This is a genomic window from Aliikangiella marina (genome assembly GCF_007004765.1).
Classification (GTDB): Bacteria; Pseudomonadota; Gammaproteobacteria; order Enterobacterales; family Kangiellaceae; genus Aliikangiella; species Aliikangiella marina.
The window spans coordinates 258,929-285,885 of record NZ_VIKR01000002.1 but is presented as its reverse complement, the minus strand read 5'-3'; the positions used below and the strand labels follow the sequence as shown (position 1 = coordinate 285,885).

24 protein-coding genes are annotated in these 26,957 nt (G+C 42.4%); 14 read left to right on the top strand and 10 right to left on the bottom strand.

The window, feature by feature from the left end:
* Positions 1-17: 17 nt before the first annotated feature.
* The 6 genes from FLL45_RS07565 to FLL45_RS07540 all read right to left on the bottom strand — a co-directional run bounded on the left by FLL45_RS07565 (position 18) and on the right by FLL45_RS07540 (position 7,795).
* Positions 18-2,603 (bottom strand): TonB-dependent receptor plug domain-containing protein, encoded by a 2,586-nt coding sequence (locus tag FLL45_RS07565; protein ID WP_142941428.1) that lies wholly within the window; start codon positions 2,601-2,603, stop codon positions 18-20.
* A 267-nt stretch (positions 2,604-2,870) separates the two neighbouring features.
* Positions 2,871-3,335: an rRNA maturation RNase YbeY gene (ybeY, locus tag FLL45_RS07560; RefSeq protein ID WP_142941427.1), complete on the bottom strand. Its 465-nt coding sequence runs from the start codon at positions 3,333-3,335 to the stop codon at positions 2,871-2,873.
* A 14-nt stretch (positions 3,336-3,349) separates the two neighbouring features.
* On the bottom strand, positions 3,350-4,345 hold the full coding sequence (locus tag FLL45_RS07555; RefSeq protein WP_142941426.1) for a PhoH family protein: 996 nt from the start codon (positions 4,343-4,345) through the stop codon (positions 3,350-3,352).
* 32 nt (positions 4,346-4,377) lie between these two features.
* On the bottom strand, positions 4,378-5,703 hold the full coding sequence (miaB, locus tag FLL45_RS07550) for a tRNA (N6-isopentenyl adenosine(37)-C2)-methylthiotransferase MiaB (protein WP_142941425.1): 1,326 nt from the start codon (positions 5,701-5,703) through the stop codon (positions 4,378-4,380).
* Between the two features lie 158 nt (positions 5,704-5,861).
* Positions 5,862-6,134 carry a hypothetical protein gene (locus FLL45_RS07545; RefSeq protein WP_142941424.1) on the bottom strand — a complete coding sequence of 91 codons (273 nt, stop codon included), beginning with the start codon at positions 6,132-6,134 and terminating at the stop codon, positions 5,862-5,864.
* A gap of 140 nt (positions 6,135-6,274) precedes the next feature.
* Positions 6,275-7,795 carry a S41 family peptidase gene (locus tag FLL45_RS07540; RefSeq protein ID WP_142941423.1) on the bottom strand — a complete coding sequence of 507 codons (1,521 nt, stop codon included), beginning with the start codon at positions 7,793-7,795 and terminating at the stop codon, positions 6,275-6,277.
* 147 nt (positions 7,796-7,942) lie between these two features.
* Between FLL45_RS07540 and ribA the strand changes: the two genes are divergently transcribed.
* The 12 genes from ribA (at position 7,943) to FLL45_RS23205 (ending at position 18,568) form a co-directional block, all read left to right on the top strand.
* Positions 7,943-8,530, top strand: coding sequence for a GTP cyclohydrolase II (gene ribA, locus FLL45_RS07535; protein ID WP_142941422.1), 588 nt, complete (start codon positions 7,943-7,945; stop codon positions 8,528-8,530).
* Positions 8,531-8,641: 111 nt separating this feature from the next.
* Positions 8,642-9,943, top strand: coding sequence for an aminopeptidase PepB (gene pepB, locus FLL45_RS07530; protein WP_142941421.1), 1,302 nt, complete (start codon positions 8,642-8,644; stop codon positions 9,941-9,943).
* A 17-nt stretch (positions 9,944-9,960) separates the two neighbouring features.
* Positions 9,961-11,376 (top strand): polynucleotide adenylyltransferase PcnB, encoded by a 1,416-nt coding sequence (gene pcnB / locus FLL45_RS07525; RefSeq protein WP_246075800.1) that lies wholly within the window; start codon positions 9,961-9,963, stop codon positions 11,374-11,376.
* The gene (gene folK / locus FLL45_RS07520) at positions 11,363-11,893 is read left to right on the top strand and encodes a 2-amino-4-hydroxy-6-hydroxymethyldihydropteridine diphosphokinase (RefSeq protein WP_210247139.1); all 531 of its coding nucleotides are present in this window, start codon (positions 11,363-11,365) and stop codon (positions 11,891-11,893) included. The genes pcnB and folK overlap by 14 nt, the downstream gene beginning before the upstream one ends.
* A complete protein-coding gene (locus tag FLL45_RS07515) occupies positions 11,890-12,552 on the top strand; it encodes a deoxynucleoside kinase (protein WP_142941420.1) in 663 nt (220 codons plus the stop codon). The genes folK and FLL45_RS07515 overlap by 4 nt, the downstream gene beginning before the upstream one ends.
* Before the next feature lie 22 nt (positions 12,553-12,574).
* Complete coding sequence (gene panB, locus FLL45_RS07510; RefSeq protein ID WP_142941419.1) at positions 12,575-13,375, top strand: 3-methyl-2-oxobutanoate hydroxymethyltransferase; 801 nt, start codon at positions 12,575-12,577, stop codon at positions 13,373-13,375.
* 11 nt (positions 13,376-13,386) lie between these two features.
* Positions 13,387-14,250, top strand: coding sequence for a pantoate--beta-alanine ligase (panC, locus tag FLL45_RS07505; protein WP_142941418.1), 864 nt, complete (start codon positions 13,387-13,389; stop codon positions 14,248-14,250).
* The gene (locus FLL45_RS07500) at positions 14,234-15,652 is read left to right on the top strand and encodes a S41 family peptidase (RefSeq protein WP_142941417.1); all 1,419 of its coding nucleotides are present in this window, start codon (positions 14,234-14,236) and stop codon (positions 15,650-15,652) included. Before panC ends, FLL45_RS07500 begins: the two co-directional genes overlap by 17 nt.
* Before the next feature lie 193 nt (positions 15,653-15,845).
* Positions 15,846-16,037: a hypothetical protein gene (locus FLL45_RS07495; RefSeq protein ID WP_142941416.1), complete on the top strand. Its 192-nt coding sequence runs from the start codon at positions 15,846-15,848 to the stop codon at positions 16,035-16,037.
* A gap of 86 nt (positions 16,038-16,123) precedes the next feature.
* Positions 16,124-16,954 carry a PhzF family phenazine biosynthesis protein gene (locus FLL45_RS07490; protein WP_142941415.1) on the top strand — a complete coding sequence of 277 codons (831 nt, stop codon included), beginning with the start codon at positions 16,124-16,126 and terminating at the stop codon, positions 16,952-16,954.
* A gap of 412 nt (positions 16,955-17,366) precedes the next feature.
* Positions 17,367-17,810 (top strand): zinc ribbon domain-containing protein, encoded by a 444-nt coding sequence (locus FLL45_RS07485; RefSeq protein ID WP_142941414.1) that lies wholly within the window; start codon positions 17,367-17,369, stop codon positions 17,808-17,810.
* Between the two features lie 623 nt (positions 17,811-18,433).
* The gene (locus tag FLL45_RS23205; RefSeq protein WP_210247138.1) at positions 18,434-18,568 is read left to right on the top strand and encodes a GIY-YIG nuclease family protein; all 135 of its coding nucleotides are present in this window, start codon (positions 18,434-18,436) and stop codon (positions 18,566-18,568) included.
* A gap of 259 nt (positions 18,569-18,827) precedes the next feature.
* On the opposite strand, the gene FLL45_RS07475 is transcribed toward FLL45_RS23205, so the two are convergent.
* Both FLL45_RS07475 and FLL45_RS07470 read right to left on the bottom strand, forming a co-directional pair.
* Positions 18,828-19,889 carry a threonine aldolase family protein gene (locus FLL45_RS07475; protein WP_142941413.1) on the bottom strand — a complete coding sequence of 354 codons (1,062 nt, stop codon included), beginning with the start codon at positions 19,887-19,889 and terminating at the stop codon, positions 18,828-18,830.
* 14 nt (positions 19,890-19,903) lie between these two features.
* The gene (locus FLL45_RS07470) at positions 19,904-20,830 is read right to left on the bottom strand and encodes a LysR family transcriptional regulator (protein WP_142941412.1); all 927 of its coding nucleotides are present in this window, start codon (positions 20,828-20,830) and stop codon (positions 19,904-19,906) included.
* An 89-nt stretch (positions 20,831-20,919) separates the two neighbouring features.
* On the opposite strand from FLL45_RS07470, the gene FLL45_RS07465 reads away from it, so the two are divergent.
* Both FLL45_RS07465 and FLL45_RS07460 read left to right on the top strand, forming a co-directional pair.
* The gene (locus FLL45_RS07465) at positions 20,920-21,804 is read left to right on the top strand and encodes an SDR family oxidoreductase (protein WP_142941411.1); all 885 of its coding nucleotides are present in this window, start codon (positions 20,920-20,922) and stop codon (positions 21,802-21,804) included.
* Positions 21,805-21,837: 33 nt separating this feature from the next.
* Positions 21,838-22,476 (top strand): NADPH-dependent F420 reductase, encoded by a 639-nt coding sequence (locus FLL45_RS07460; RefSeq protein ID WP_142941410.1) that lies wholly within the window; start codon positions 21,838-21,840, stop codon positions 22,474-22,476.
* 169 nt (positions 22,477-22,645) lie between these two features.
* Here the strand turns inward: FLL45_RS07460 and FLL45_RS07455 are convergent, their stop codons facing one another.
* Together FLL45_RS07455 and FLL45_RS07450 are read right to left on the bottom strand one after the other, a co-directional pair.
* Positions 22,646-25,093, bottom strand: a complete 2,448-nt coding sequence (locus tag FLL45_RS07455; RefSeq protein WP_142941409.1) for an SUMF1/EgtB/PvdO family nonheme iron enzyme — start codon at positions 25,091-25,093, stop codon at positions 22,646-22,648.
* Positions 25,093-26,943: a hypothetical protein gene (locus FLL45_RS07450; protein ID WP_142941408.1), complete on the bottom strand. Its 1,851-nt coding sequence runs from the start codon at positions 26,941-26,943 to the stop codon at positions 25,093-25,095. Before FLL45_RS07450 ends, FLL45_RS07455 begins: the two co-directional genes overlap by 1 nt.
* Positions 26,944-26,957: the final 14 nt, after the last annotated feature.

The following is a 26,957-nucleotide window of genomic DNA, read 5'->3' as shown; positions in this document are numbered from 1 at the left end:
TTCGATCACCTTGAGACTTAATCGAAGGTATAAATACCTCTCAAGTACATAAAGCGTCCATTAAAGCCCATCGGTGATGTCACAGGATATTGCGCACCAACGATAGTCGCCCATGGATTCTCATCAGGGTACTCATCAAACAAGTTTTTCGCACCAACCGCTAAACGGAACGACTCTGCAATGTCGTAACCAAATTCAGCATCAACTGTGTACTCAGCACTCGCGTCGATTGGTAATGAACCAACATCTAGATGAGCCTCGAAGTAATCACCGAAGTAGTTAATTCGAGTCAACAAGTTCCAGTTTTCTTGCGTATGATTCATGGTGAATGTAAATCGGTCTTGAGGTAGGTTTTCCTCTAACTGACGAATTCGTGTTTCACTAATAATCGCCGCGTTAAAACTATCGACGGTTGTTTCAGTATGGTTATATGCGAAGTTGAAGTCAGACTCTCCGCCCCACATATCAGCGCTATAACTAACAACTAAATCGAAACCTTCAGTTGTGGTATCAAAGTCATTAGTAAACCAAATTACGCTTGAGAAACTCGATGCATCGGTAATACCTTGTGCAACAAGCGCATCAATATCTGCTTGAGATAAAGCTTGCGGCGAGTTTTGCGCGATACGATCGGTAACTTCGATGTTGTAGAAATCGAAAGTAACGAACCAGTCACCATCTTCATATACCCCACCAAAAGTCCAACTTTCTGACTCTTCTGGTTTCAACGGAGTTGCACCTAACTGAACAGAAATTGGATTGGTTGGTGGTAAAGTTGCCTGATCTTCAAGACCATTAGCACCGAATGCAGTCGTAACATTAACAACATTTGATTGACCGGTAGTCGGTGCTCGGAAACCTGTACTAATCGAACCACGAAGCGCGAACTCATCAGTTACATTGTAGAGACCTGATAATTTCCAATCTGTGGTATCTCCAAAATCACTGAAGTCTTCATAGCGAATCGCAAAATCCATCATGAAGTTTTCAGAGAAATAGGTTTCCAAGTCTAAGTAGAGACCGGTTGATTGGCGATCAAATACACCCTGTGCACGCGGTTGGAATCCAGGGAAACCATTCGAGCCAATACCAAATCCTTGCGACGTTCCAGTTGCCGGATCAAAACCAAGTGGACCAACTTCGAAAGAGGCGGGATCGCCGGCTTTCACTTCAAATGATTCCCAGCGACGCTCGATACCAGCAGACAAGGTCATACCGTATAAACCTTCCGGCTCGAAGTCTTTAGAGATATCGAAGTTTGCTGCTTTTTCTAACTGAATATAAGAACCAGGCTCAAACTCAGTCGGCGAAGCAGGTCCTAACGAACCGTTAACCGTGTTAACAATTCTAAAGTCTACCGCGTTGCGGCCTAAGCTGATGCTCGCGTCGTAACGCATTCCGCTATCAAACTCACCTTTTGTTCCCATGGTAATTGACGAGTCAACAACCTGGCCACCAAAAGTCGGCGTAAAACCACCTGGGAACAATTCGTTGAATGCCCAACAAGCGCCGCTACTCGGATCCCCATAGGTCGCGAAAGGCACCGCTTGATAAGCCGCTGAATCGCGGACATTGGAACCGTCAGCGGGAATCGGTACAACAAAAGAAGAACAGTCAATACCATCATTGGGATCGAGGTCACCGATGAGTAGCGTAGCGCCACCATCAGCAGAATAAATGCCACCCCGTGTGTGAGGGTTACGGAAGAAGAATCCACCATCAACGTCACGTTGTGCGAGGTTACCAAAAAGATAAGCTTCGGCATTATCACCTAAATCAAGGCCCATATTGACGAAGAATTTCATGTCGTCAGAAATTTCTGGTGAACCCCAAATTTGTGCAGGATTTGCAACATCGGTATTTCCACCAGCAATCAATGCAGCGGCATCAGCCCGCTGAATAGAACGGCTAGTCGGGTCCGCATTTTTCATTTCGAAACTGAAGTTAGCAAATCCACGCTCACTTAACTCAGTACCCACATTAACCGCATAAACCAGGGTATCCCCATCGCCTTCTGCATACTCACCCCAGCGAACCTCTGCACTGCCGCCTGAAGAGTTGTCTTTCAATACGAAGTTAATGACCCCAGCAATTGCATCAGAACCGTATTGCGCTGAAGCACCATCACGCAGTACCTCAACTTGCTTGAGTGCAATTGCAGGAATTACCGAGATATCTGGGCCTTGAGAACCATCAGAAATACCGCCACCAAGAAAGGAAATAACTGATGCGCGATGACGACGCTTGTTGTTGACCAAGATTAGCGTTGAATCAGGTGGAAGGCCCCGTAAGTTAGCTGGTCGAACTAAGGTAGCCGCATCTGAAATCGGTTGTTCATTAACGTTAAATGACGGTGAAACAGCTGCCAGCAATGATGTCATGTCGGTTGCCCCATTTTTCATCATTTCATCGGCTGTAATAACATCGACCGGAACTGGTGAATCACCCACAGAGCGGGGTGCGGCACGAGAACCAACGATGACCATTCTTTGCGCTTCGTCATCGGCGGTTTCGGCCGAGTCCTCTGCTGCATAAACACTTGGTACGCTCAACGCTACTCCCATAGCAAGAACCAAGCTTCTTTTTCTGAAGTTGTTAGCCATACTTTATTCCTTTTTAGAGAAATTAATTTCTTTATTATTCAGCTAGGATACCGCTCAGATTCCTTTAGCTACTCCCTTATAAAACAGATACCTATAAAATGTAAATACTGATGGGCGATAACTGGTAACAAAGCGCTAAATAGGAGCTTGTAGGGCCGTTGGGAGTATCAATCGTCGAAAATATGAGAAAATATTTATTGCTGCACAGCAGCATCAAGCATTAATCTCTGTAAGAGATTAATGGGTTGCAGGGGGCAAACACTGAGGTTATGGGAGTTCGTAGGGATTGGCGATTTTAAACTTCGCTAAGATATTCACTTCAATAGACTCCATTTTTTCTGCTTCAGCCGGTTCGAGATGATCATAACCCAACAGATGGAGAGTGCCATGAATCACCATGTGCGCCCAATGAGCGATGGTGTTTTTAGACTGGGCTTTCGCTTCGGCTTCCACAATTGCATGGCAGATGACAAGATCGCCTAGCAGGTCGCACGGAATTCCTGGCGGTGCTTCAAATGGAAAAGACAGTACATTGGTCGGTTTGTTTTTACCGCGATATGTGTCGTTAAGCTGCTGACTTTCCTCAAGACCAACGACTCGAATGGTAAGTTCTCCAGACTCTTGCGTGTAGCCACCCTGTGCAAGCGCTTCGGCAACCCAACCCTCTACATCGGCGGTTTTGGGGACGTTTTCGTCTTCAATGATGTTTTGAATATCAACCACTAAATGCATGCGTCACTCGCTCTTCAGACCTCTTCCGCCGGTGACTGTCGATCGCGCCGAGGATTGTTATTGTCAGCATTTTCGTAAGCCATTACGATTCGCTGCACCACTGGATGGCGCACAACGTCACCCGCCTGAAAAAACGAAAACGCAACCCCTTTCACGTCATTCAATATATCAATCGCTTGTCTCAGGCCAGATGTTTTGCCTCTCGGTAAATCCACCTGAGTAATGTCACCAGTAATGACTGCCCGAGAATTAAATCCGATCCGGGTTAAAAACATTTTCATCTGTTCGATCGTCGTGTTTTGGCTCTCATCCATAATAATGAAGGCTTCATTCAAGGTTCGTCCACGCATATAGGCGAGTGGCGCGATTTCGATAACATTTCTTTCGATTAATTTAGCGACTCTTTCAAATCCCAGCATTTCGTACAACGCGTCATAGAGAGGCCTTAAATAGGGATCAACTTTTTGATTCAGGTCACCCGGTAAAAAACCCAGTTTTTCGCCCGCCTCTACTGCCGGACGAGTTAATAAAATCCGTCTCACTTCTTGCCTTTCAAGCGCATCAACAGCAGCTGCAACGGCTAAATAAGTTTTACCGGTTCCGGCGGGCCCGATACCAAAGGTAACATCATTTGCCAGCATATTTTCAACATATACTTGCTGGTTCTTGCCTCTCGGTCTAATTTGCCCACGCTTGGTATTGATAACAATGTTGCTATTTTTGTCAGCACTCGAATCTGAGAGTTCTTGGCAGCCCGCTTGGACGATCACGTGGAGTTTTTCCGCGGTCAGCTGTCCATTCGACTCAATTTCTTGGTATAGCGCCTCGAGCACATCCACAACCGACTGGATATGGCTATCTTCACCAATGATTTTAAAAACATTAGCGCGATTATTAATCTCGACACCAAATCGTTTTTCAAGTAACCGGTAGTTTTCATCCAAATGTCCCCCTAGCATCGCTAAATGCTCATTTTCATAAGGGTCGAGGACAAATTCCAGTGTTGCCATAATACGTCGATTCCTCGCGGCGATATTTGTATTTAGTTAACCAGTTCGCCGCGCAACGAATTGGGTAAGACTTCGGTAATCACAACGTCAACAAACTGACCGATCATCGCCGGCTGACCGTCAAAGTTAACTATCCGGTTATTTTCAGTTCGGCCACTTAATTTCATTGGGTCTTTCTTGGAAGGGCCCTCTACTAAGATACGCTGTGTGGTATTCAACATTCGTCGAGCGTGCCCTTGGGCTTGCTGGTTTAATCGTTGTTGCAGCAGTGCCAGTCGCTCCTTTTTCACCGGCAAATCAGTATCATCAACCAAATCTGATGCTGGTGTACCGGGCCTTGCACTGTAGATAAAGCTGAAACTCAAGTCATAATCAATATCAGCAATTAAATCCATCGTATCTTCGAAGTCTTTATCAGTCTCTCCAGGGAAACCAATAATAAAATCTGAAGACATACTTAAATTAGGACGAATCTTGCGTAACTTGCGAATTTTCGACTTGTATTCCAATACAGTGTGGCCGCGCTTCATCATATTTAAAATGCGATCAGAGCCAGACTGAACCGGCAAATGTAAATGGCTGACTAACTCAGGTACTTTTGCATAAACATCGATTAACCGCTGTGAAAACTCAACAGGATGAGAAGTCGTAAAACGGATTCTGTCGATCCCCTCAATTGCGGCAATCAACTCAATTAAATCAGCCAAGTCAGCCTCGCCTCCATCATGGGTTTTACCGCGGTAGGCATTAACGTTTTGGCCCAATAAATTGACTTCACGGACTCCCTTTTCGGCTAAAGAGACTACTTCAGCAATCACGTCGTCGAAGGGACGACTGACCTCTTCGCCGCGGGTATAGGGAACAACACAGAATGTACAATATTTACTACAGCCTTCCATAATCGAAACAAATGCGGTCACCCCTTCGACGGACTGCTCTGGTAACACGTCAAACTTTTCGATTTCAGGAAAGGTCACATCAACCACCGGTGATTTATCCGACCGCACTTCGTTGATCATATTCGGTAGGCGATGCAAAGTTTGGGGACCAAAAACCATGTCGACAAAAGGGGCACGTTTACGGATAAGCTCACCTTCTTGGCTTGCGACACAGCCACCTACTGCGATGAGCAGATCAGGCTTATCCTGTTTAAAATTCTTCCACTGACCTAGCTGAGAAAAAACTTTCTCTTGCGCTTTTTCGCGAATCGAACAAGTGTTAAGTACCAACACATCAGCCTCTTCGGCGACATCGGTCATTTCCAACTCATGAGTTTTATTCAAAAGGTCCGCCATTCTTGATGAATCGTATTCGTTCATCTGGCAACCCCAGGTCTTGATAAACAGCTTCTTGGTCATAATCTACAATTTAATAAAGTAATTACTAACTATGAGCCCGTCAGAGGCAAAGATATTTGCTCACTTGGGTCTCAAAAGGAAAATAAAGGGCGCGGATTATACCACTGGTCAAAAGGTAAACACCAGATATTGGAAATGCTTTTCGGGGGGAATCTAACTTATTTAATGGGTCGTAATCGGGTTAATTCTTCATCCGCTTTGTCTTCTTTAACCGCTTTTTCTTCCTGCTTAGCTTTGATACTGGAAGCCAAGTCCCAATTGCGGAGTTGGGATTTTGTTTTCACTGCAGCATTATCCATCGCTTGATTATTGAGTTGCATAAAACCGTTCATCAAGATCGACAGCTGTTTTTTGTCGCGATCATCGGTAAATGGGACTTCATTGATTTGGTGGAGTAGCTCTTCCAATTTCTCAGTTACCCATTTTGCCATCAGTCTCGCCTCACTAAAACTTTGAAAATTCGATTAAACTATAAAGAAGTTTTTTATACCAAAATAGAATAATGGCACCAAACAGTGTTTATCGACCATATAAACCTTTTCGGCTAGTCACGCTATAAGTTTAGCCCGAGTTACGGTTTTTTGCCCAATTTATAGAAAACGCTCTCTTCAGCTTCTCTCAGCGCTTTGTTTAACACCGGGTCATTGCGATTTTTAATATCTTCAATGCTGCGTTTGACCGTTTCTTGTGGCTCAATTAACGGTTGTTCACTCGCGGCGTCAAACTCCAGGCGCATCGTTGGTAGGCTCAATATCAATCCAGAATGCGGCAATTTTATGGAAACCGGATAAACAAATTGACTGTCTGCCAGCGAACCGACCTTTTCTCCCATTGTTTTCGCTAAGCCATAATGATTCACGCTGGCAACAAAAAGGCTGCACGCGGAATAACAGAATCCATTGGTCAACACCCAAACCTTATTGGGTTTGTAATTTTGCTGTGGTTGGACCGAGTCTAGCTGCAAAGTAATGGTTTCGCCCAAATCAGCCCACCAAATTGAGTGTTGTAAACTGTCGGTCCACTCCAGGGGTAACCATTGTAGCCCCCAACTATATTTATTCTCGCGACGCTGCTTGGTTCTCTCAACATGATTTTGCTTTAAATTCTCACTAACTTTAATGGTACCTTGATTGGCCCAATAAACCGGTTTACTCGCGATAAATGCAATCAAGTTCTTGAGGTTTTCAGATAATCCCCCCTGGTTGTATCGAACATCAATGATGAGATTTTGTACTCGATATTCAGACATTTGAGTGAATTTCTCGGCTAAAAACTCACTAAACTTCTCGGGCGTTTCATTAAAGTCGTTGAGCCAAATGAGTGACGTTGTCGGGGATAGGCGTGAATAGCCATAAAAAGATGCCTTTTTCGGCTCATTACTAGATTTTCTAATGACCAACCCAGGTAGGTCGACCGCTAAGGTTTCATTTTGCCACTGGAACGCTACTTGGTAATTCATCGCCGCATAGCCCATCGCCGCTAAAAGCCGAGAGAAATCTAATTGAATTTTTCGATTCTGGCCCGTATCGGTTTCCATGGCCGTTAGGCTTCTCATTTTTCGTAACAAAAACTCCACCGGAGCATTATTGATTTCCGTAATCTGGGCACCAGTAGGCACTTTATTTTCTGCGGATAAATCTGCAGCTACCCAGAGTTTGCCCTCGTGAACTATCACTGCTAAGGGAAACATTGTTTCGTCTCGATTGGCCAACTCGCCATTTTGGTCAGTCGGTAAATCGATGAAGCTATGGACATCCCTTAACTGGGCCACCAAAGGCGCTAATTGGAGAAAAAACTCTGACCGCGAAAGTGGGTAATTAAGCGTCTCTCTGAGTTGTGCATAGGCAGCTTCAAAATCAGTTGCGGGAAAGCGAGCAAAAGGGTCCGGGTGAATAGCCGTTAACCGCTCTCGAAAGATGGCTAAATCCGCCTTTAACAATTCAGGGCTAATCTGAGTGGTCGCGAGCGCTTCCGGCACCGCCCGGCTTCCTGTAATTTGGATCGTTTCCTCTTGTTGAGGCGCCAATGAAGCACAGCCTGCCATGGTTAGCAGGATCAACAAAGAAGTCAGTAGTCGTTGCGATCTTGTCATGCGTATATACGTATATCTTTCTACTATTTAACGAATCTCAGGCCATAAAGGGCTAATGAGGACGTATTAATCCATTGAAAGTTAAGCTAAAATGGACCTTAATGCAAAACTAACACCTTGATTTAGGTTAAGATTTATACAATCCCAATGAGTAAACCAACCACAGTCGCCGCAAAACTGCCAACCAAATGGGGTGACTTTACAATATACGCCCTCGAAAAAGCTTCTGATGGTAAGGAACATGTCGCCCTGGTAATGGGTGACTTGGACTCCAGAGAGCCAATGCTTGTCAGGGTGCACTCTGAATGTCTTACTGGCGATGCTTTTTCGAGCTTGCGCTGTGATTGTGGTCCGCAACTTGAAGCAGCGATGCAAAAAATCGCTGAACTTGGGCGCGGAATGATAATTTACTTGCGCCAGGAAGGTCGAGGGATTGGGTTGATTAACAAAATCAAAGCCTATGCACTGCAGGATGAAGGCATGGATACCGTTGAGGCCAATCTTAATCTCGGCTTTGAAGCCGACCAACGAACTTTTGAAGTCGCTGGTGAAATACTCGACTCATTAAACATATCCTCAATCAAGTTAATGACCAATAACCCACGCAAAGTTGCCGCGTTGAAAGCCGAAAACATTGATGTGGTTGAGCGAGTGCCGATGAAGTATGGACGTAACCCACATAATGAAAGCTACCTGTCGACTAAACATGGTAAACTCGGTCACTTTCTTGATTAGTAATATGTTCGGCAACCACAATAACAAAAACAACGGCGGCTTTTGCCAGACAAATATCAGAATAAAAACGATAAGTCTTCTAGCCTTTTGACCAATTAACAGGAAAATTTGATGCAGCAAACTTTTCAAATTGCACTATCTGACGATCGAATCGAATCACAATGGGGCGACAAAAATAATCTCTCATTTACAACGGAAGGCGCAACCATACATTTGCCTTCTCTAGAGGATGTTTTAAGTAACCTGGAAATGGTTCAAAAGGCGGGTCGTCAATTAGCGAGCATGAAAATTCCAAGTTTTGTCTTGGTTGGTCATTGGTCACTGGAAGCGCAGTGGCACTTCTGGCAAGGCGCTTTCAGTCCCAAAAAGCTGCCCGCTATTACTTTTGCTGAGCTAGGTGAATCGGAAAAACAAATTCTTGATAACAGAATCAAGGTCTTATCATGGGTTCGTTCGATCATCAACCAGACGCCGGAAGACCTATCGCCAATCAATCTAGCGACGCAAGCCGCCGAATTTTTAAGCGAACTCGCGCCAGAATCAATCAGTTACCAGCTTATCGCCGACCAAGAATTAGTTGAAAAAGAATATGTTGGTATTCACGGCGTCGGTCGTGGTAGTACGCGACCGCCCGTATTATTGACTCTCGATTATTGTCCAGATGGTTGGCAAGACCAAGCGCCGGCTGCCGCGCTTGTTGGAAAGGGGATTACCTTTGATAGTGGCGGCTATAGCATGAAATCAACCTTAGGCATGTTGCACATGAAATCCGATATGGGCGGCGCAGCGACTGTTGCGGGCGCACTCGGCTTGGCCATTGCGAATGGTCTTAATAAGCGAGTCAAATTGTTTTTGTGTTGTGCTGAAAACTTAGTCAGCGGTCAAGCCTATAAGCTTGCAGACATCTTAGAGTATCGTAATGGTGTCAGTGTTGAGGTCGTCAATACTGACGCCGAAGGCCGTTTAGTCCTCGCTGACGGTTTAATCGATGCCGCGAAAACCGATGCCCCCGTCATTATTGATGCAGCCACCTTGACTGGTGCTGCGGTCGTTGCTGTTGGCGACAAATACAACGCATTATTTTCCTTAGATGACCAGCTTGCGGAAGATTTTGCCAGTGTTGCACAATCTGAACATGATTTAACTTGGCGATTACCGCTGACACTCGATCATCAAAACTATTGTCCGTCGGCCTATGCTGACACTGCAAATAGCCGACCAATCCCTGGTGGTGGTGCCGGTGGTGCAAGTAACGCCGCTGGATTTCTATCGCGTTTTTTGACTAACCCCGAAAAAGGATGGCTTCACTTAGATTTAGCCGCTTGTTATAAAGACTCTGCAAACAATCTTTGGTCTGCCGGTGCCACTGGGAGAGGTGTCAGATCAGTTGCAGCGTTTTTAAACCAACTCTAATTAATTGCTAAACAATAATGATAAAAAAACTTTGGCAAAAAATGTTTCCGGCTGAACCTGAGGAGCAACAAACTGAACAAGTTACCGTTGCACCTCAGTTGCCTAAACACCAACTCAAGATTTTGCAACGTGCTGAGCATAGCGTATCCCGCAAAAAAATTAGCAAAAATGCGCTCAAAGTTTTATATCGTCTTTACGGTGCTGACTATGAAGCTTACCTGGTTGGCGGTGGAGTGCGAGATATCCTTCTTGGATTATCACCAAAAGACTTTGACATAGCCACAAGCGCTACGCCCGAACAGGTCAGTAAACAATTTAGAAACTGTCGCCTTATCGGCCGACGTTTTAGACTGGCCCATATTTTATTTGGCCGTGAGATCATTGAAGTGGCAACATTTAGAGCAAGCCACGAAAACTCGAGTTCGCAAGATGCTAAGTTGAGCGAACAAGGCGTTCTGGTAAGAGACAATGTTTACGGCAACCTTGAAGAGGATGCATTTCGCCGCGACTTCACTATCAACGCGCTTTACTATTCGGCCAAAGATTTTACCGTGCTTGACCACGTAGGCGGGTTAAAAGATCTTGAAGCCCGACAGCTCAGATTAATCGGCGATCCGGTTGCGCGTTATCGCGAAGATCCGGTAAGGATCTTGCGTGCCATTCGGCTCTCATGCAAACTCGATTTACGCATCGAAAAATCGACCAAAGCACCGATCCCAAAACTGGCTGAAATGCTAGAGCATGTTTCACCGGCTCGTTTATGGGATGAAAGCCACAAACTATTGCTTGCAGGTCATGCACTTGATACGTGGCGAGCTATGCGCGGTTACAAAGTTGCTTTGCATATATTTAAGCAAACTTGCGCGTCCCTCAGAAATGACGAGTCGGGTAAGTTTAATCAATTCGTCGAATCTGCTTTAGCCAATACCGACAAAAGAATTCATCAAGAATTACCGGTAACACCTGCATTCTTGTTTGCGGTGTTTTTATGGCGACCACAACAGGTTCTCGCAAAAAAATTATCCAACAAAGGGTTGGCGCCATACGAAGCGAGTCAAAAAGCAGCCAGTAAAGTGATTGAGAAACAGCGAGAAACGATTGCGATACCTAAGCGGTTTTCGTTGGTCGTCAAAGAGATTTGGGCACTTCAATTTCAACTGGTTAACCTACGCAAACGGTCCGTTGAACGAGTCTCACAGCATCCTCGGTTTAGAGCCGCGTATGACTTTTTATGCCTAAGAGCGGGTGACAATCAAGAACTCAAACAGTTGGCGCAATGGTGGACCGATTATCAAGAAGTGTCACCTGAAATACGCAATATTATGGTCAAAAAGCTTGGTGCGCCCCAACAGGGAAAAAAAGGCCGAAGCAAAAAACGCCCGAATCGCCAAAGAAATAAACCGAGAACGCGTGTTGACCATGACAAGCACTAACAGCGCTTTAGGGAATTGCAAAAATTCTACAGGTATAATTCAGCGTGCATTCATTGGCCTGGGCGCAAACCTTAATAACCCGGCACAACAGATTAAGTCCGCTTTACGCGCTATTAAACAGATACCTGGTACCAGTCTTGTCAAACAGTCAAGTTTGTATGAAACCTCCCCTATGGGCCCCCAAAATCAAGATAATTACATTAACGCTGTGGCAGCGATCGATACTTACCTAGAACCGCTCGCTTTGCTCGATGAATTACAAAAAATCGAAAATCTTCACGGAAGGGTCAGAAAAGCGGAACGATGGGGCCCTAGAACACTAGATTTAGACATTTTGTTATACAATAATACAATTATCGAAAGTCCCCGGTTAACGGTCCCTCATTATGGCATCAAAGAAAGAAACTTTGTGCTTATACCGCTCGCGGAAATTAGTGACAGCTTAAGTCTTCCCGATGGAACTTCCATTGAACAATTAGTATCCAATATTGATAAACAAGGAATTAAACGACTTTGACTAATCAATCGACAGATTCAACTAATAACAAATCTTTCATTGCTATTGAAGGACCGATTGGTGTCGGTAAAACAACCCTTGCAAAGAAGCTCGCCCAATCATTGGGAGGCGAATTATTGCTGGAAGGCGCACAAGAAAATCCCTTTCTAGAAAAGTTTTATCAAGACCCTAAGACAGGCGCGCTTCCTGCTCAGCTGTTTTTTCTATTTCAACGTACTCAACAACTTAAAGAAATTGTGCAAACAGATATGTTTATCAGTAATCGTATCGCTGATTTTTTAATGGAAAAAGATCGGTTGTTTGCGAGGGTGACATTGAATGAAGATGAACTAAATCTTTACGAGCAAGTTTATCAAAACTTAACTATCGACGCGCCTAAGCCAGATTTGGTTATTTATTTACAAGCACCAACCGATGTCCTTCTAAAACGAATTCGCAAAAGAGGGATAAATATGGAGTTTTCAATTACAGAAGACTACCTGCAAAATTTAACCAATGCTTATACTGATTTTTTCCACTATTATGATGCTTCACCTTTATTAATCGTTAATGCTTCTGGAATTGATCTGGTCAACAATGAAGCGCATTATCAACAGCTTTTGCAGCGCATTGAAGAAACTAATAATGGTCGCAATTATTTTAATCCTATCATCGCCTAATCAAGCATAACCGGAACCAGAAATGAAAAAACTTACCCTTCACTCTTTGTTTGCTTTAAAGGAAAAGAAAGAGCCTATTACTGTTTTAACAGCCTACGATGCAACTTTCGCAAAGCTAGTTAGCGAGTCAGGCGTGGAGGTGATTTTGGTGGGAGATTCACTCGGCATGGTAATCCAGGGGCACGATTCTACCGTTCCTGTTACCAATGAGGAAATGTGTTATCACATGCGCTGTGTCGCAAAAGGTAATCAAAGTGCATTTTTAATTGCTGATATGCCCTATATGGCTTATGCCACAGAAGAGCAAGCTTTAAGTAATGCTGCAGCACTCATGCAAGCTGGCGCCAATATGGTTAAGCTAGAAGGTGGCGAATGGTTATTACCCACTATCAAAAAAATTACCGATAGAGGTATTCCGGTATGCGCTCATCTTGGATTAACCCCACAATCGGTGGATTCCTTGGGTGGCTTTAAAGTTCAAGGTCGGGATGAAGCATCTGCAAAACAAATTCTTAGCGACGCTATAGCATTGCAAGATGCCGGTGCCACCTTATTAGTTCTGGAATGTGTCCCTCAGGAATTAGCAAAAGAGATTTCTGAAGCATTGACTATTCCGACGATCGGCATTGGTGCCGGAAAAGATACCGACGGTCAAGTACTCGTACTGCAAGATATGCTTGGTCTAAATTCTAATTTTAAACCTAAATTTGTACGAAATTTTATGGCTGATGAAAGCGCTGCAACAGTCGAAGATGCCATTATTCAATATGTTAAAGCAGTCAAAGAAAAATCTTTTCCTGCCGCAGAACATTGTTTTGATTAATAAGGTGTTCCGTGGAAATTATTCAAGATCCTAAGCAGCTTCAGTCAACAATGCTTCGCCTTAAGCAAGCAGGGAAAACTATTGGCTTTGTTCCCACCATGGGCAACCTTCATCAAGGTCACTTATCACTGATCGATATTGCGAAAACCAAAGCTGACATCGTTGTAGCAAGTATTTTTGTTAATCCAATGCAGTTTGGTCCTAACGAAGATTTCGGGAATTATCCACGAACGATGGATGATGATCTTAGTAAACTTGAAGCAAAAGGAACCGACTTCGTTTTTACGCCAACTATTGACCAAGTATACCCACTCGGAAAAGACATCCACACCAGTGTAGAAGCCAATCGATTAACAGAAAAACTTTGCGGAGCAAGTCGCCCGGGACACTTTCGAGGCGTAACAACCGTTGTTAATATTTTGTTCAACATTGTACAACCCAATGTCGCTATCTTCGGTAAGAAAGATTACCAGCAACTTCAAGTCATTAAGACAATGGTGAATGACCTGATGATGCCAATTGAAATCATCGGCGGCGATATCGTTCGAGAAGACAATGGTTTAGCGATGAGCTCACGTAATGGTTACCTAACAAAGCGAGAACTTGAGGAAGCGAGTTATTTACGAAAAATAATTCTCAATACTGCTGAAAAGCTTCACCAAAGATCGCCGATTGAACCGCTCAAAGAAAACGCAGTGAAGCTACTCAGCGATGCAGGCTTTAAAGTCGACTATTTTGAAATCGTAAGACAAAGTGATCTGGAAAGCGCAAGTTCTAGTGACAATCATCTTTTAATCGCCGCTGCAGCTTGGTTAGGCCAACCGAGACTCATCGATAACTTGGAAGTTAATTTAACGGATGAACAAAGCGAATAGTATTAAGTTAATCACTATTTGCTTAAGCTTTTTAGGCTTAATTCTTTTTTATATCTTACCCAGTACATCCTTCGCTGCAGATCGCGAAAACAATCATCCTTGGAAAGGTTTCTGGATCGCTGAAGAAGTTGGTATCGCTTTTGATATTCGTCAGCACTACTACTTGAGTTATCAAATCGATGGACACCAATGCTTTAGACCAAACGGTGCCCTCCTACCCCCAGTAGGCCCTATATGGCAAGAGCGAATTGCCTACGCAAAGATTCATGTCGAGCGAAGAAATTTTAATCGAATTCATATTGAACGTTTCTCTACACCTGAACGGATAAAGATGACTCGAGTGAATCAACTGCCAGGCAATTGTCAGTTGGAAGGTGATGAATCTTGGCACTCGATTGCAGAGGGTTTCTTTTATAACTTTGAACAGTATTACGCTGGATTTAAAGTGAGAAAGCTCGATAAAGAAAAATTACTAGCGCAGTACCGGGCAGAGGCCAATAACGTCATCGCTAATAATAATATTGAAACCATCGAACAGGAACTGTTCAAGGTTTTTACTAATTTTATTGATGAACTAAGTGATCAGCATATATTTATTTCGTCAATCGCTAACAATTGGTGGCATAAGAGTGGTCAGAATAATAACTCACTGTCTTCCGAGGACTTAGTTGACGCAGCAAAAGGTACAGTTAAATTTATTAACCAAAACTATTCAAAATCAAAGATTCGTGAATATGCGCATAAAGCGATCAATGCGGGGAAGATCAATTCGTCCGTTTACTATTTTCAAATCAATCGACTGATTAATTTTGCGCCTTTGGACAACTATTCAACTCGTTCAGAAAATGAATTAAAGTCGGTTTTAAGACAAGTCGCTCGAGATTCGCGAAAGCAAGAGAAACTGATTATCGATCTACGATTTAACGAAGGCGGCTCAATCAAATTTGCCAATCAAATTGCGGCAGCGATTATCGCAAGTAAGAAAGATATAGCACGAACCACAGGCTCAATGGTTTACGGCCAACAAGTAACCCCCCCAGTTTCATTAGGTGTTGTAGAAGCGCAAAACCGAAACCGCTTTCAACATATTAAGGAGATATGGGTTTTAATTAGTCATCGAACAGCTTCAGCCGCAGAGTATTTAACCCATAACCTACTTGCCGACCAAAGAGTAAAAACATTTGGTGAGCCAAGTAGAGGAACATGGTCGCCCACTTTGGTTAAATCTCTGGCGAATGGCTGGATATTTACGGTGCCCAACTATAGGGTATATGATAGTGACGCTAATGAAAAAGAGGGAGTTAGGATAAATCCGAATGTTGTGAGCAAATCGTCGTTTATAACTATATCAACAAAAAAAGATCCTCAAATTGAAGAAGTGCTTTTTTTGTTGAACCTTTAAAGTCGATTTAATAACATTTGCTTTAAAGTCTATTAAAACGCTCAACATGAATCTGCTCTGCCAGCTAGAATGACTTATCGCATCTAGGAAAATCGCCAAAATGAGGTTTTTAAAGTTAATAATTTTTGTCTGCTGTTCATCAATCGTAGTAGGCTGCGCTCAAGACCAAGCCACTCTCTTTGGCATGATTAAAATGAGCGAAGCAATTTATGACGAAGTTCAACACCAAAAGAAACTTGATAAAATGCCCTCATGCAATAATTTAAGTGGTCAGAAAAAGAGAGATTGTATTAAACAAGCTGGCGAACTTTCGGAATTGATGAAAAAGCATATCAATAACAAAGACAGCGCGGGTGAAAGCAAAGACTCCAACAGCTCTAGCTGATGAGTAGATAGAATAGTTTGGCGCTGCTTGTGTTGTAAATTAGTCATGATATTGTGCCAGTCTATATTTGTTTATTGGATAGAAATATGAACATACAAAGGCTATCGGCTTTTTCAGACGGTGCTAGTGGCGGTAATCCTGCGGGGGTTTTAATTTCCGATTCGCTTCCGAGTGAAGCAGAAATGCAATCCATTGCAGCACAAGTAGGATATTCTGAAACAGCTTTCGCTGCGCCAATTGAAGATGGTTGGCGCGTACGTTATTTCTCACCCGAATCGGAAGTTGCGTTTTGTGGGCACGCAACTATCGCACTAGGTGCTGCACTCGCAAAAGAGCAAGGTCAAGATGTCTACCCGCTTATCTTGAACGAAGCAAAAATAACCGTAGAAGGTTTTGTGGAGAATGATCTCTATTCTGCGGCATTACAGTCTCCAGAAACCACTTCACAATCGACCGATGAAAGCATGTTGTCGGAAGCGCTAAATATATTTGGTTACTCAACCGAAGACTTAAATCAATCAATACCGCCAGCCCGAGCCAATGGTGGCGCAGAGCATCTAATAATTACGCTCAAATCGCGCGCGTTATTGAGTGCAATGAAATACGATCTAGATGAAGGTCGAACTTTTATGCGTAAATTCGATCTTGTGACAATCATGTTGGTCTACTGCGAAAATGAACAACTATTTCATACTAGAAATCCTTTTGCTTCTGGAGGAGTCTATGAAGATCCGGCTACCGGCGCTGCATCCGCGGCATTTGCTGGTTATCTGAGAGATATAAGGTGGCCGCATTCTGGGGAAATAAATATCGTACAGGGTGAAGATATGGGCTCGCGCTCGTTAATAAACGCCAAATTTTCAGATATCCCAGGATCGTCGATTAGAATTTCTGGGGCAGTCAGATTTATTGAGTAATTAGGTAACTCATACCAATCAATCTTAACGACATTAGATCAAGACACCAATAGTTCAAGAAAGACAAAATTAAGTGATTTCTTACCTTCACCTGAGCATATTTCTCATCTATACCATTTAAGATAGAGAGTATTGCTACTTGTATTGTAGGTTATTCATGATATTGTGCCTGTCTATGTTTTGTAGTAAAAGCAGTCATTCAACAGAGCAAGTAATATGACCCTGCTACTCTGGATGAGTCGGAAGAAAGTTAGAATCTGAAAGGTAACAGCTGACTCTCATAACATCGCATTGACTCTAGTATTAATTATTTTTGAAATAAAACAATTAATTATTCGTTAAGACGAAAGTTCGGATACAAAGTGGTTGACGAAGCACACCAGCAAAATAATTACTAATAAAAGGGAAAGGTATGTCTAGAAAGCTATCACAAACAAGAAAAATCACCTATTACCTGGGCATGCTATTGATGTTAATAGGAATAATATTATTTGCATCTGTGTTTGTGACTATTATTTCTGCCATAACAGGTGATCCAGTAGTGGAATCTGATATAGCTTCAAGTTTCGGATGGTCTTTCGCAGGCTTTGCTATTCTTTACATTGGTTCAGTTGTTCGAAGCATAGGCGAGAAAGGTTTATCAGGTTCTGGCATTATTTTAGATCCAGAAAAAGGTAGAGAAGAACTCGAGCCTTTTAGCCGAATGAAAGGTGGCATGTTAAAAGATGCTCTGGAGGAAGCAGAAATTGACCTTGCAAGTAATCCTAAAAGAGTTGTGATGATCAAATGTACCTACTGCAACAAGTTAAATGAAGAAGACTCAAAATTTTGCCAAGAATGTGGTAAAGCGTTCTGATTTAAGAGCTTGTATTTGTCCAGACGAGAAAAGTAAACTGGGAGCTGAATGAATAACTAGAAAGAGCTAAGTCTGTCTAAGAAAATAATTATCGGAGCTGCTATCGTTTTATTGGCAAGTTTTGCGCCTGAATTGATGATTCTAGTCGACGTTGGTGGAATTGAATTGGCGTTTAGTTTTTTAATGTTTTATTTTAAACCGCTTTTAGAAAGACTTAGGATTATAAGAGACAATCTTAAAACAGATTTTAGAATTGTGAAGGAAATTGTTTTAGATAGTGCTCTAGTTAAGCCGAAGATATTTACTGTAAATATTTTATTTTGTACTGTTTTCCTGTTGTTATCTGGACCTGCATTTTTATCATTTAGTTTCTTTTTTCCTTCGTTATTTGTCAGTGGGCTGCATGTTTGAACGAAAACTTTGGAATCTGAGATGTTGAGGGATACAATCAGGTTTGAATGGCTCCGAACAGCACAAACGAGTCAGTCAAAATTACTAAACCTCAACTTTATTCTGTCATCTCGACCGTAGTGGAGAGTTCTCCTACAGACATAGAAGATATCAACTATATCAGTGCTGCCGAAGACTTCGTTATATTTATGCCAAAGGAGTCTTGTTGATCAATGAATTACTTTGTCTATATTCTCACTAACACTCACAATAATGTGTTTTATGTTGGTGTAAGTAATAACTTAGAGAGGAGGCTTTTGAGCATTCAAACGCTAAATACAATAGTTTTTGCCGACGCTACAATCTAAATAAGCTAGTTTATTTTGAGGAATATTTTAGCAGTCTCGATGCTATCCAAAGAGAAAAACAAATTAAGAAGTGGCGAAGAGTAAAGAAAATTAAATTGATAGATGCGGCTAATCCAACTTGGGAGGACTTGCAAAACTTTGGGAGATCTCTCCACTACGGTCGAGATGACGGGTTCTTTTGAATGTCTGGTTTGAGGAAACAACAAGCTCCTCGAAGGTTCGAATTAAGACCAGCAACAATATGGCAAAAGCACTCACACTACTCCAGTAATTGCCTGAAGTAATCACAAATCTCATCATCACTAATTTCATTATGACGGGCACCAATTTGTATTTCTATCATCAGTTGTTCACTACCTGGAAATTTCGTAACCGCATTGAACAACTTAAGCCCCATCGCCTCATTCAATTGCTGCGCTTTGTGATTCAGTGCCTCTTGATCGCCAGATAAAAATATGAAAAAGCCATTGGTAAAGGGTTCAGGAACTTTAAGTTGAGAAAATTCCCTTAAACGCTCAGCGAGTTGTTTCGCTCGTAAAACATAGCTAGGTATATTTTTATGATTATTATCCAAGCCATCTAGTGCACTGATAACGAACGGGAATACGGTATAGGAGTTTCCACCAAATCGAGTTCGCCACTCTTTACACTGCGCAATAAAATCATTCTCACCAGCCAGAATAGCCCCCCCCATCGCACCCAGTCCTTTGTACAAGGAAACATAAACACTGTCGAACAACTCAGCGACTTCACTTTCAGTTTTTTGATAATAATGAACCGACTCCCATAACCTTGCACCATCCATATGCCGATGTACTTTATTCTTCTCGCACCACTGGCTCATTGCGCAAAGTGAATCCCATTCTGGCAACAAGAAGCCTGCTCTTCTTAATGGTAGTTCGATAGAAACAATCGAAGGAGTTTCTTTTAACGACTTGAGTTCATCGAGGCCAAAAGGTTTATCTTTTCCCAGCGATAATCCACTAAAGCCCAATAGCGCCTGATAACTATCTGCTTCGTCATAAGCTAAATGTGAGAGAGGATGAAGTGCAAGTTTATTGCTACCGGTCATTTCTTCAACCGCTTTAAACGCACTAAATTGTGCGACCATGCCTTTAGTAAAAAATAATGCTGATGGCTTACCGAGAATTTTTGCAACTCGCGCTTCTAATTGCTGTACGAGCTCGCCTTCATTGTAATAATCGATTTCATTATTAATATAAGCTGACTTAGCTAATTGCTGCAGCCAATCTTGTTGGCTTTTGTCTGGCATTCCTAAATAACGCATACTCGTATTTTCTATCCGGTAACTATTCAACAATTTAAAAGTAAATCCTAAGCGAATTTACTCTCAATTAATTTGGGCAAACATTCTTTGGCTAAATCTAAAACAGCTCGCACCCTGGCAATTCGATCAGATCCATAGCGATAAGCTAAAAATACTTTAGCCGGACTTGACTGCCAATCTGGAAGCAAATGAATCAAGCTGCCATTTTCCCGGTAGTGTGACACAACAAAACTGGGGATGTAACAAATACCTTGGCCACTAGCAGCAAGTTCCGCCAAAATATTGAAACTTAAGACTGAAGTATTGGCAGAGATAGCAATTTCTTGGGTTTCATCAGTTTTTTTATTTCTAGTGCTCCACACAGGTTTCGTCGTTGAACTCGAAAAACCAAGACAAGGATAATGGGTAACCTCAGCAGGGTGATTAAGCTGCTCAATGTTGGCTAAAGTAGGATTGGCATAAAAACGCCGATGAAACTGCCCGATTTCCTTCGCCACTAAGCGTTCGTCTTTAACGCGGTTGATTCTAAACGCAAAATCAAAAGCCGGATCTTGCATATCTTCGAAGTTGTAGGCTGTTTTCAAAATGATATTAATGTCAGGATACTTTTGTTGAACTAGAGGAATAAAATGCACCAGCACAAATTGCGAAAACTCTGGTGTCGCGGCAATTCTGACAACGCCTTTGGGTAAGTTCTCTTCTAACTCCGCTTCCTGAAAGAGCCTTTCACCTTCCGCTAACATGGACTCTATCCTCGGTAACAAATGCTCACCCTGCTTGGTTAACGAGACTCTTCTTGAATGTCGATTTAGCAGTTTGACATTGAGCCGTTGCTCTAACTTAGTCACCTGGTTGCTCACCGCAGACTTAGCTATGCCAAGCTCAGAAGCCGCGGCAGTAATGCCGCCCTGCTTGACAACCTCAACAAAAGCAATTAACTCTTGAAACCCTATCGTTCTCAAATCCTGAACCATGAGTTCTTAAACCCTGTATTGTTTAGCTTTTAACTACACTGCATACTAACCCTGTTTTTACGAATAACCAACCTTTAGAGGACAAAATAATGGCTAAAAAAATACTTATTACTGGCGCTAGCAGTGGTTTTGGTCAACTAGCTGTTGACGCTTTACTAGCGGAAGGTCACACCATTGTGGCATCTATTCGCGATCCTGAGGGAAGAAACTCAGACATTGCTCAATCACTGAGATCAAAAGGTGTTCACGTTGTAGAAATCGATGTTACTAATGAAGATAGTGTTAATTTGGGTGTCGCTTCAGCGATCGAAGCCGCCGATGGTCTCGATGTTTTAATCAACAATGCTGGCGTTGGCGTAATGGGAATGACAGAAAACTTCACTACTGACGATATGCAAAAATTGTTTGAAATTAACCTATTCGGTGTACAACGTATGACCAGGGCCGTGTTAAAACACTTTCACGAAAAAAAATCCGGATACGTACTGAATGTTTCGAGCATCCTCGGCAGAATGACCATTCCTTTTTACGGTCCTTACAATGCCTCAAAATGGGCATTAGAAGCACTGACCGAAAACTATCGCACAGAGCTTTCCCAGTTTGGCATTGATTTTGGTTTAGTCGAACCAGGTGGCTTCCCAACTTCTTTTATGGATCGATTGATTCGCCCGAGTGATAACAGCCGCGATGAATTATACGGTGATTTTATTCATGCACCTCAGCAATCACAAGAAGGATTTGAACAAGCACTCGCTGAAAATCCTGCTCAAGATCCCAAGTTAGTATCTGAGGCTATTGTAAGCCTGATCAATACACCAGCTGGTGAGCGACCATTTAGAACCGTAGTCGATAAAATGGGGATGGGAGACCACATCGAAGGTTACAACGAGCATTTAGAAAAATTGACCCAAGGGATCTACACCGCTTTCGGCACCGACGGTTTACTTAACCTTAATACGGGCCATAACCAATAAAACTGAAATGATAAAACTCATAGGATAAACACAATGAATATTGGAATAATCGGCTCAGGAATTGTCGCACAAACGCTAGCGGCTGGATTTGAAAAGCACGGGTATCAAGTAAAACTTGGGACTCGTAATCCGGCTCAATTAGATAAATTTGTAACAGACAACCCGAGCATTCAAGTGGGTAGTTTTGCCGACGCGGCGGAGTATGCCGAGTTAGTAGTGCTGGCGGTAAAAGGTAGTGTCGCTGAGTCCGCGCTGGAGATGGCAGGAGCAGAAAATCTATCAGGAAAAACATTAATCGATGCAAACAATCCTATCTCAGACGAACCACCAGTTAATGGCGTCTTGCAATTTTTTACCGAGCAAAATGACTCGCTCATGGAAAGATTGCAAAGTCGTTTTCCCGAAACCAATTTTGTTAAAGCCTTTAGCTCAGTGGGCAGTGCAATGATGGTTAATCCGCAGTACTCACAAGGTCGGCCTAGCATGTTTATTTGCGGCAACAATAACGATGCTAAAAAGCAAGTTGGTAAGATTCTCGATCAGTTCGGATGGGAAATCGAAGACATGGGCTCTGTGGAAGCTGCAAGAGCCATCGAACCACTTTGCATGCTTTGGTGTATCAAAGGGTTTAACCAAAACCATTGGACGCATGCGTTTAAGCTGCTTAATTAAGCAAGGGGGCTGACACCGGTTCTTAGAGTTCAAGAGTTAGCGACAATCCAATCCAGCCCAACCCAACCGCACAATCACTTCATCCCCTCTCCTATCAGGAGAGGGCTAGGAGAGGTTGAGACAATCTAACGAGGAAACGCAACATTAGAAATTGTTAAGTGAGTTTCTATCAGTCTTTGACAATTCTAAAACCAATCGTAGATGACTTGTGGTCCGGCAAAGCTGCGCTTCGAAAAGTCGGAGTAATTTCTTTAGCGCTAGAATTCCATGCCCCACCTCTTAAAACGCGGCGCTTACAATCCGCAAACTCTCGCGCACTACCATTAGAGGGAGCTCCTCGGTAATTGCCGACATAGCAGTCTTGAGTCCACTCCCAAACGTTTCCACTCATATCAAAAACGCCAAAGTCGTTAGGCTTAAATTGTCCCACTGGAGAAGCGCCTGTGCCATCCCAGCTTGAGCCACATTTGGCGCAATTGGCATTATTTCTTCCTATACCATTACCCCAATAGTAAGTGGTTTTTTTATTCGCTTTAGCGACATACTCCCACTCTGCTTCCGTTGGTAAGCGATAACTTTGTCTTGATTGCTGAGACATCCAATCTAGAAAAGCTTTAGCTTCTGTCCAATTCAAGTTAGTGGCTGGCAATCGATTGTTTGCAAACCGGCTGACAGGAAGCTTGCCGGTTAATGCCGCATATTGTCGCATTAATTGGTTTGTCACGGGATATTTACTTATTTTAAGCGCGCCAATGGATACTTTTCTAACCGGCCGCGTATCAACTGAACCGGCCTTAGCAATCCCCATGTCATATCGGCCAGCTGGAATGGAGACAAAATCTGCGTCGACTATCGATTGAAAGGTTGAAAAGGCTTGTGCATTGCTCGCCTTAGCCGATCCTTGAATCGCAGTTAACTGCTGATCATACAAAGCCGCTAATGGTTGATAATATTGCTCCACTAATTTCGCAATATTTTGTTCTGCCTCCAATTCTGCAAGCTTGCTTTGTAACGCATCTTGCTCGACTAAAAAAGCTTCTTCATTCGGAATGTAACTTGCCTTATCGATTTGCAACTTCTTTGCTTTGACATCGATTTTCAAAGCCGCAAATTTTTCTAACCTATCCGCAGAATTTTTTGCAACTAGCAATTTGTTACGAATCGGCGTCAATAAGTTAACCGCATCTTCAAAATCCTTTGAAGTAATCATCGAGTTGGCAACCACAATCTCTGAACCAGCATTTAGCGAATACGCTTCGGAGAACACCAATGTATTAAAAATAAATAACTGCTCTTCCAGGATGTCGACTTGTTGCTGCGCCTCGACTTTTTCAGCTCGAGAATAACGATCACTTCTAGCGACTCGTCTTAGTAGATCATCGGCACGTGTTTTCTTTTGAGTCAAGGTGTTTTTAAAGCTGGCTAATTGACCGGTGAGTTGCTTAGCTTCCGCAAGATATTTAACTGCCAACAATTGATAATCAACACTCTCATCGACGATTGAAGTCTTGGTCTCTTCGTAAAATTTAAAAACAGATTGGTAAAAAATTCCAGCCAAGATAATTAATGACACTGGAACCCAAAAGTAAGGCTTAACCACAACTTTTTTGATTGGACTCTCATAAGCGGCCTCTAAATCACTTACAAATTCTTCGATCGAAGCATAGCGTCGCGTTGGATTGTTATTCAGCGCTTTTTGAAAACACGCTTGTGCTTTTCCTGGTAACGCACCATCTTTTAGTGCATCTTGCAGCGAAGCATCACTCAATCGTCGCGCTAGCAGTAACTCTAGTAGAATCACAGATAGACTATAGCTATCCGATCGTTTATTGCCTAATCCCGATCGTTTAGATTCTGGTGCCCGATAATGACTATTGGCTTTGTCGGTTTTCGTTAGTGATTCAAGCCAGCTATCGGAAAACAGAGGCTCAGATTGATTGGATACAGAAAGTGTCTCTAAGCTAATGTTAAAGTGTGACTGGTCGCCAAAAGCATACTCCAGCTCTTTAGCGGCTTGTTTAACCCAATTGAAAATCTCTGTCCTAGATTTATCCTCGAAGAATCGAAGCACAGGTTCTACTTGGTAGTTTTTGGTCGCATACCAGACACCATTTTCTTCGACGGAGTAATCGATAATTTCCTCGACGAAGTGCGAATGTAGACTACTTAAAAACAACATACGCTGGTCAACTTTATCTTGTTCACTTTTAGATAGTTGACGCTCGTATAGTTTTATCGTCACCAGCTCCCCGGTCTCTGCCATTTTTCCATTTAAGATTTGGTATTGCTTGTTTTTGCTGACTCGCTCGACTGAGTCAAACCGTGACTTTATTTGAGCTATAATCGGATCATCATGGCTTTCTTTGACAAAAGCCTCACTCATCGGCAAGTCTTCGGATTCGACCTCAATGTCATTGGCTAGGTGCCTTTGAAGTAGCGCTTTCGCTTCATCCAGCTGAGTTAAGTTATTAGCAAATTTAGGTTTTAGTGCGTCAGGTGCACTTTCTAACCTGCTGGTTAATTTTTCTCTGGTTGTTTCATATGATGCATCAAGTTCAGTTTCGGAAAATGAGCTTGATAAGCCGAGCAATTCGATAGCATCGGATAATTTCATCATTATTTTAGTCCTAGTTTCTCGTCAACTTGTCTTAAAGCTACTTCTAAATTTTTCTCACCTTCAATTAATTTAGTAAGTTCAATATTTAAATCGGAAAAGCGCTTTATTTCTGTTTTTAACATTTGTTTTTTGTTTTTGTTTCTGGATTTTGCTTCGTGAAGCTCAGCTTTTAGTTTGTCTACGGTTCCTTTTTGCCAATTATCAAACTGTTGGCGATATTTACGCATCAACTGTGATACGCTTTCTGAGATTTGCTTCACTCGACAACGCTCTATTTCAGTGACCGCTCGCATATATTCAGAGTGAAGTTGATCACGAGCTTTATCCAATTCTTTACCAAGCTTAAACTCATCATCTTTTTTCCATGTAAAATAGGTATAAATCGTACCACCTATAAATAACAAGATAAAAAACACACTCATAAAAGCGTAATTCCGATAATTAAACCCAAGCATTCCGCCAAATATGGAGAACATCATTAATACCATGAACATGGCTCGACGCCCTTCTCCCAAACGCTTTAGCAATCCCCTTTTGGGTATTTCTCCTTTGTAGCGGATCTTGAACTCCAAATGGTCATCTAAATTCGAAATCCCTGCACTTAAAAAATCAGCGGTAAAAATATCCGTTGATTTTTTTTCGTTTAAACCATCGAATTTTTGGTTGATTTCAGTAAGCTCCTCTTCAAGCTTATCGAGCAGCTTTTGATTATCGGATTTAAACTGTGCGGATATCCGTTGCTTTAGACCTTCGGCAATACTAGATAAAGCATCTTGCGCAATAGTCAGCCGGAAGACATTATGTACCTGTTCTTTCTCTATATCGTTGACTTGCAGGTTCTCTAGTTCTGTTTCAACCATATAATAGAAGGCTCCTTTGCCAACTAATGAGGCCTTCGACTCTTCCTGTTGCTGTTTATTAAAACGCTCCAGCGTATCACTTAATAAGTCTAATGCTTCTCTATTATTCTCAATATTCGCCGTTAAATTAGGATCATTTTCAATCAATGTGAGGGTAAAATCATCGGCTGCCTCGCAGCAATCCAAGTAGTGTAATTTAGCTTCAACTTGTGCCTGGACCAATGACGCCGTATGAGTAAATTGATTAAAAAGATTAGACTGGATAACTTGGCCACGAATCGGTGAATCAGCACTTTCAAATAATTTTGGTCTGTCAGTGAAATCAAGTTTACAGGGTGGCAATGCTTTTAGTTGGCTAGGCACCGGTTCTTGATGCCAATATGGGCCACTGGGATCCAGAGGGATTTTTGGTAAGGCGCAAATTTGCAAGTAATCAACTTGTTTTAATATTTGCAGTAACGTTGCTCTATTTTCTGGTGACAATTTATAGTTGATCGCAGCAGCAACTACGGCAACATTAGTCTTGTCTACCAGACGATTAAATTCGATTAGATCAAGTTCTAGTAGTTTACTCAGATCAGCAAACTTAAAAAAGTTAGCCGCTAATCCTTCTAATTGATCGACTTCGATTTCAAGCTGCGTGATTGCTTTCAGTGACTGATAATTCTCAGACAAGTGGGTGATTAATTCTTGATGGCTAGAAAAGTTTTTCGAGTGACTCGCATTGGCTATACGATTTCTCCCACAATTTATTTTGAGCGATGAGCAATTGAGCTCTGGCGGAAATTTAGGTAGAAAAGCATTAATAAAATAATGCCTACTATCTGAATCAAAAGTGATGACGATCGCAGGAAGAACTTTATCGGTAGCAAAGTCATAAATTTTTCCAACTTGATCGTAAAGCGGGGTTTTCGCTTTCGCTTCTTCAAGTATGGTAGTTATCTTAGCTAACTCTCCAAGCGTTCCCTCAATATGTTGCGCAATGGACATTATTATTATGTTCT

Bases quoted from the DNA above. Each gene is read 5' to 3' on its own strand.
- panB (WP_142941419.1), top strand. From the start codon at position 12,575: ATGAAAAAACTTACCCTTCACTCTTTGTTTGCTTTAAAGGAAAAGAAA.
- FLL45_RS07500 (WP_142941417.1), top strand. From the start codon at position 14,234: ATGAACAAAGCGAATAGTATTAAGTTAATCACTATTTGCTTAAGCTTT.
- FLL45_RS07555 (WP_142941426.1), bottom strand. From the start codon at position 4,345: ATGGCAACACTGGAATTTGTCCTCGACCCTTATGAAAATGAGCATTTA.
- FLL45_RS23205 (WP_210247138.1), top strand. From the start codon at position 18,434: ATGAATTACTTTGTCTATATTCTCACTAACACTCACAATAATGTGTTT.
- FLL45_RS07460 (WP_142941410.1), top strand. From the start codon at position 21,838: ATGAATATTGGAATAATCGGCTCAGGAATTGTCGCACAAACGCTAGCG.
- miaB (WP_142941425.1), bottom strand. From the start codon at position 5,703: ATGACCAAGAAGCTGTTTATCAAGACCTGGGGTTGCCAGATGAACGAA.
- ybeY (WP_142941427.1), bottom strand. From the start codon at position 3,335: ATGCATTTAGTGGTTGATATTCAAAACATCATTGAAGACGAAAACGTC.
- pcnB (WP_246075800.1), top strand. From the start codon at position 9,961: ATGATAAAAAAACTTTGGCAAAAAATGTTTCCGGCTGAACCTGAGGAG.
- FLL45_RS07450 (WP_142941408.1), bottom strand. From the start codon at position 26,943: ATGTCCATTGCGCAACATATTGAGGGAACGCTTGGAGAGTTAGCTAAG.
- FLL45_RS07565 (WP_142941428.1), bottom strand. From the start codon at position 2,603: ATGGCTAACAACTTCAGAAAAAGAAGCTTGGTTCTTGCTATGGGAGTA.
- FLL45_RS07495 (WP_142941416.1), top strand. From the start codon at position 15,846: ATGAGCGAAGCAATTTATGACGAAGTTCAACACCAAAAGAAACTTGAT.
- pepB (WP_142941421.1), top strand. From the start codon at position 8,642: ATGCAGCAAACTTTTCAAATTGCACTATCTGACGATCGAATCGAATCA.
- FLL45_RS07455 (WP_142941409.1), bottom strand. From the start codon at position 25,093: ATGATGAAATTATCCGATGCTATCGAATTGCTCGGCTTATCAAGCTCA.
- FLL45_RS07540 (WP_142941423.1), bottom strand. From the start codon at position 7,795: ATGACAAGATCGCAACGACTACTGACTTCTTTGTTGATCCTGCTAACC.
- FLL45_RS07485 (WP_142941414.1), top strand. From the start codon at position 17,367: ATGTCTAGAAAGCTATCACAAACAAGAAAAATCACCTATTACCTGGGC.
- FLL45_RS07545 (WP_142941424.1), bottom strand. From the start codon at position 6,134: ATGGCAAAATGGGTAACTGAGAAATTGGAAGAGCTACTCCACCAAATC.
- FLL45_RS07465 (WP_142941411.1), top strand. From the start codon at position 20,920: ATGGCTAAAAAAATACTTATTACTGGCGCTAGCAGTGGTTTTGGTCAA.
- ribA (WP_142941422.1), top strand. From the start codon at position 7,943: ATGAGTAAACCAACCACAGTCGCCGCAAAACTGCCAACCAAATGGGGT.
- folK (WP_210247139.1), top strand. From the start codon at position 11,363: ATGACAAGCACTAACAGCGCTTTAGGGAATTGCAAAAATTCTACAGGT.
- FLL45_RS07490 (WP_142941415.1), top strand. From the start codon at position 16,124: ATGAACATACAAAGGCTATCGGCTTTTTCAGACGGTGCTAGTGGCGGT.
- FLL45_RS07470 (WP_142941412.1), bottom strand. From the start codon at position 20,830: ATGGTTCAGGATTTGAGAACGATAGGGTTTCAAGAGTTAATTGCTTTT.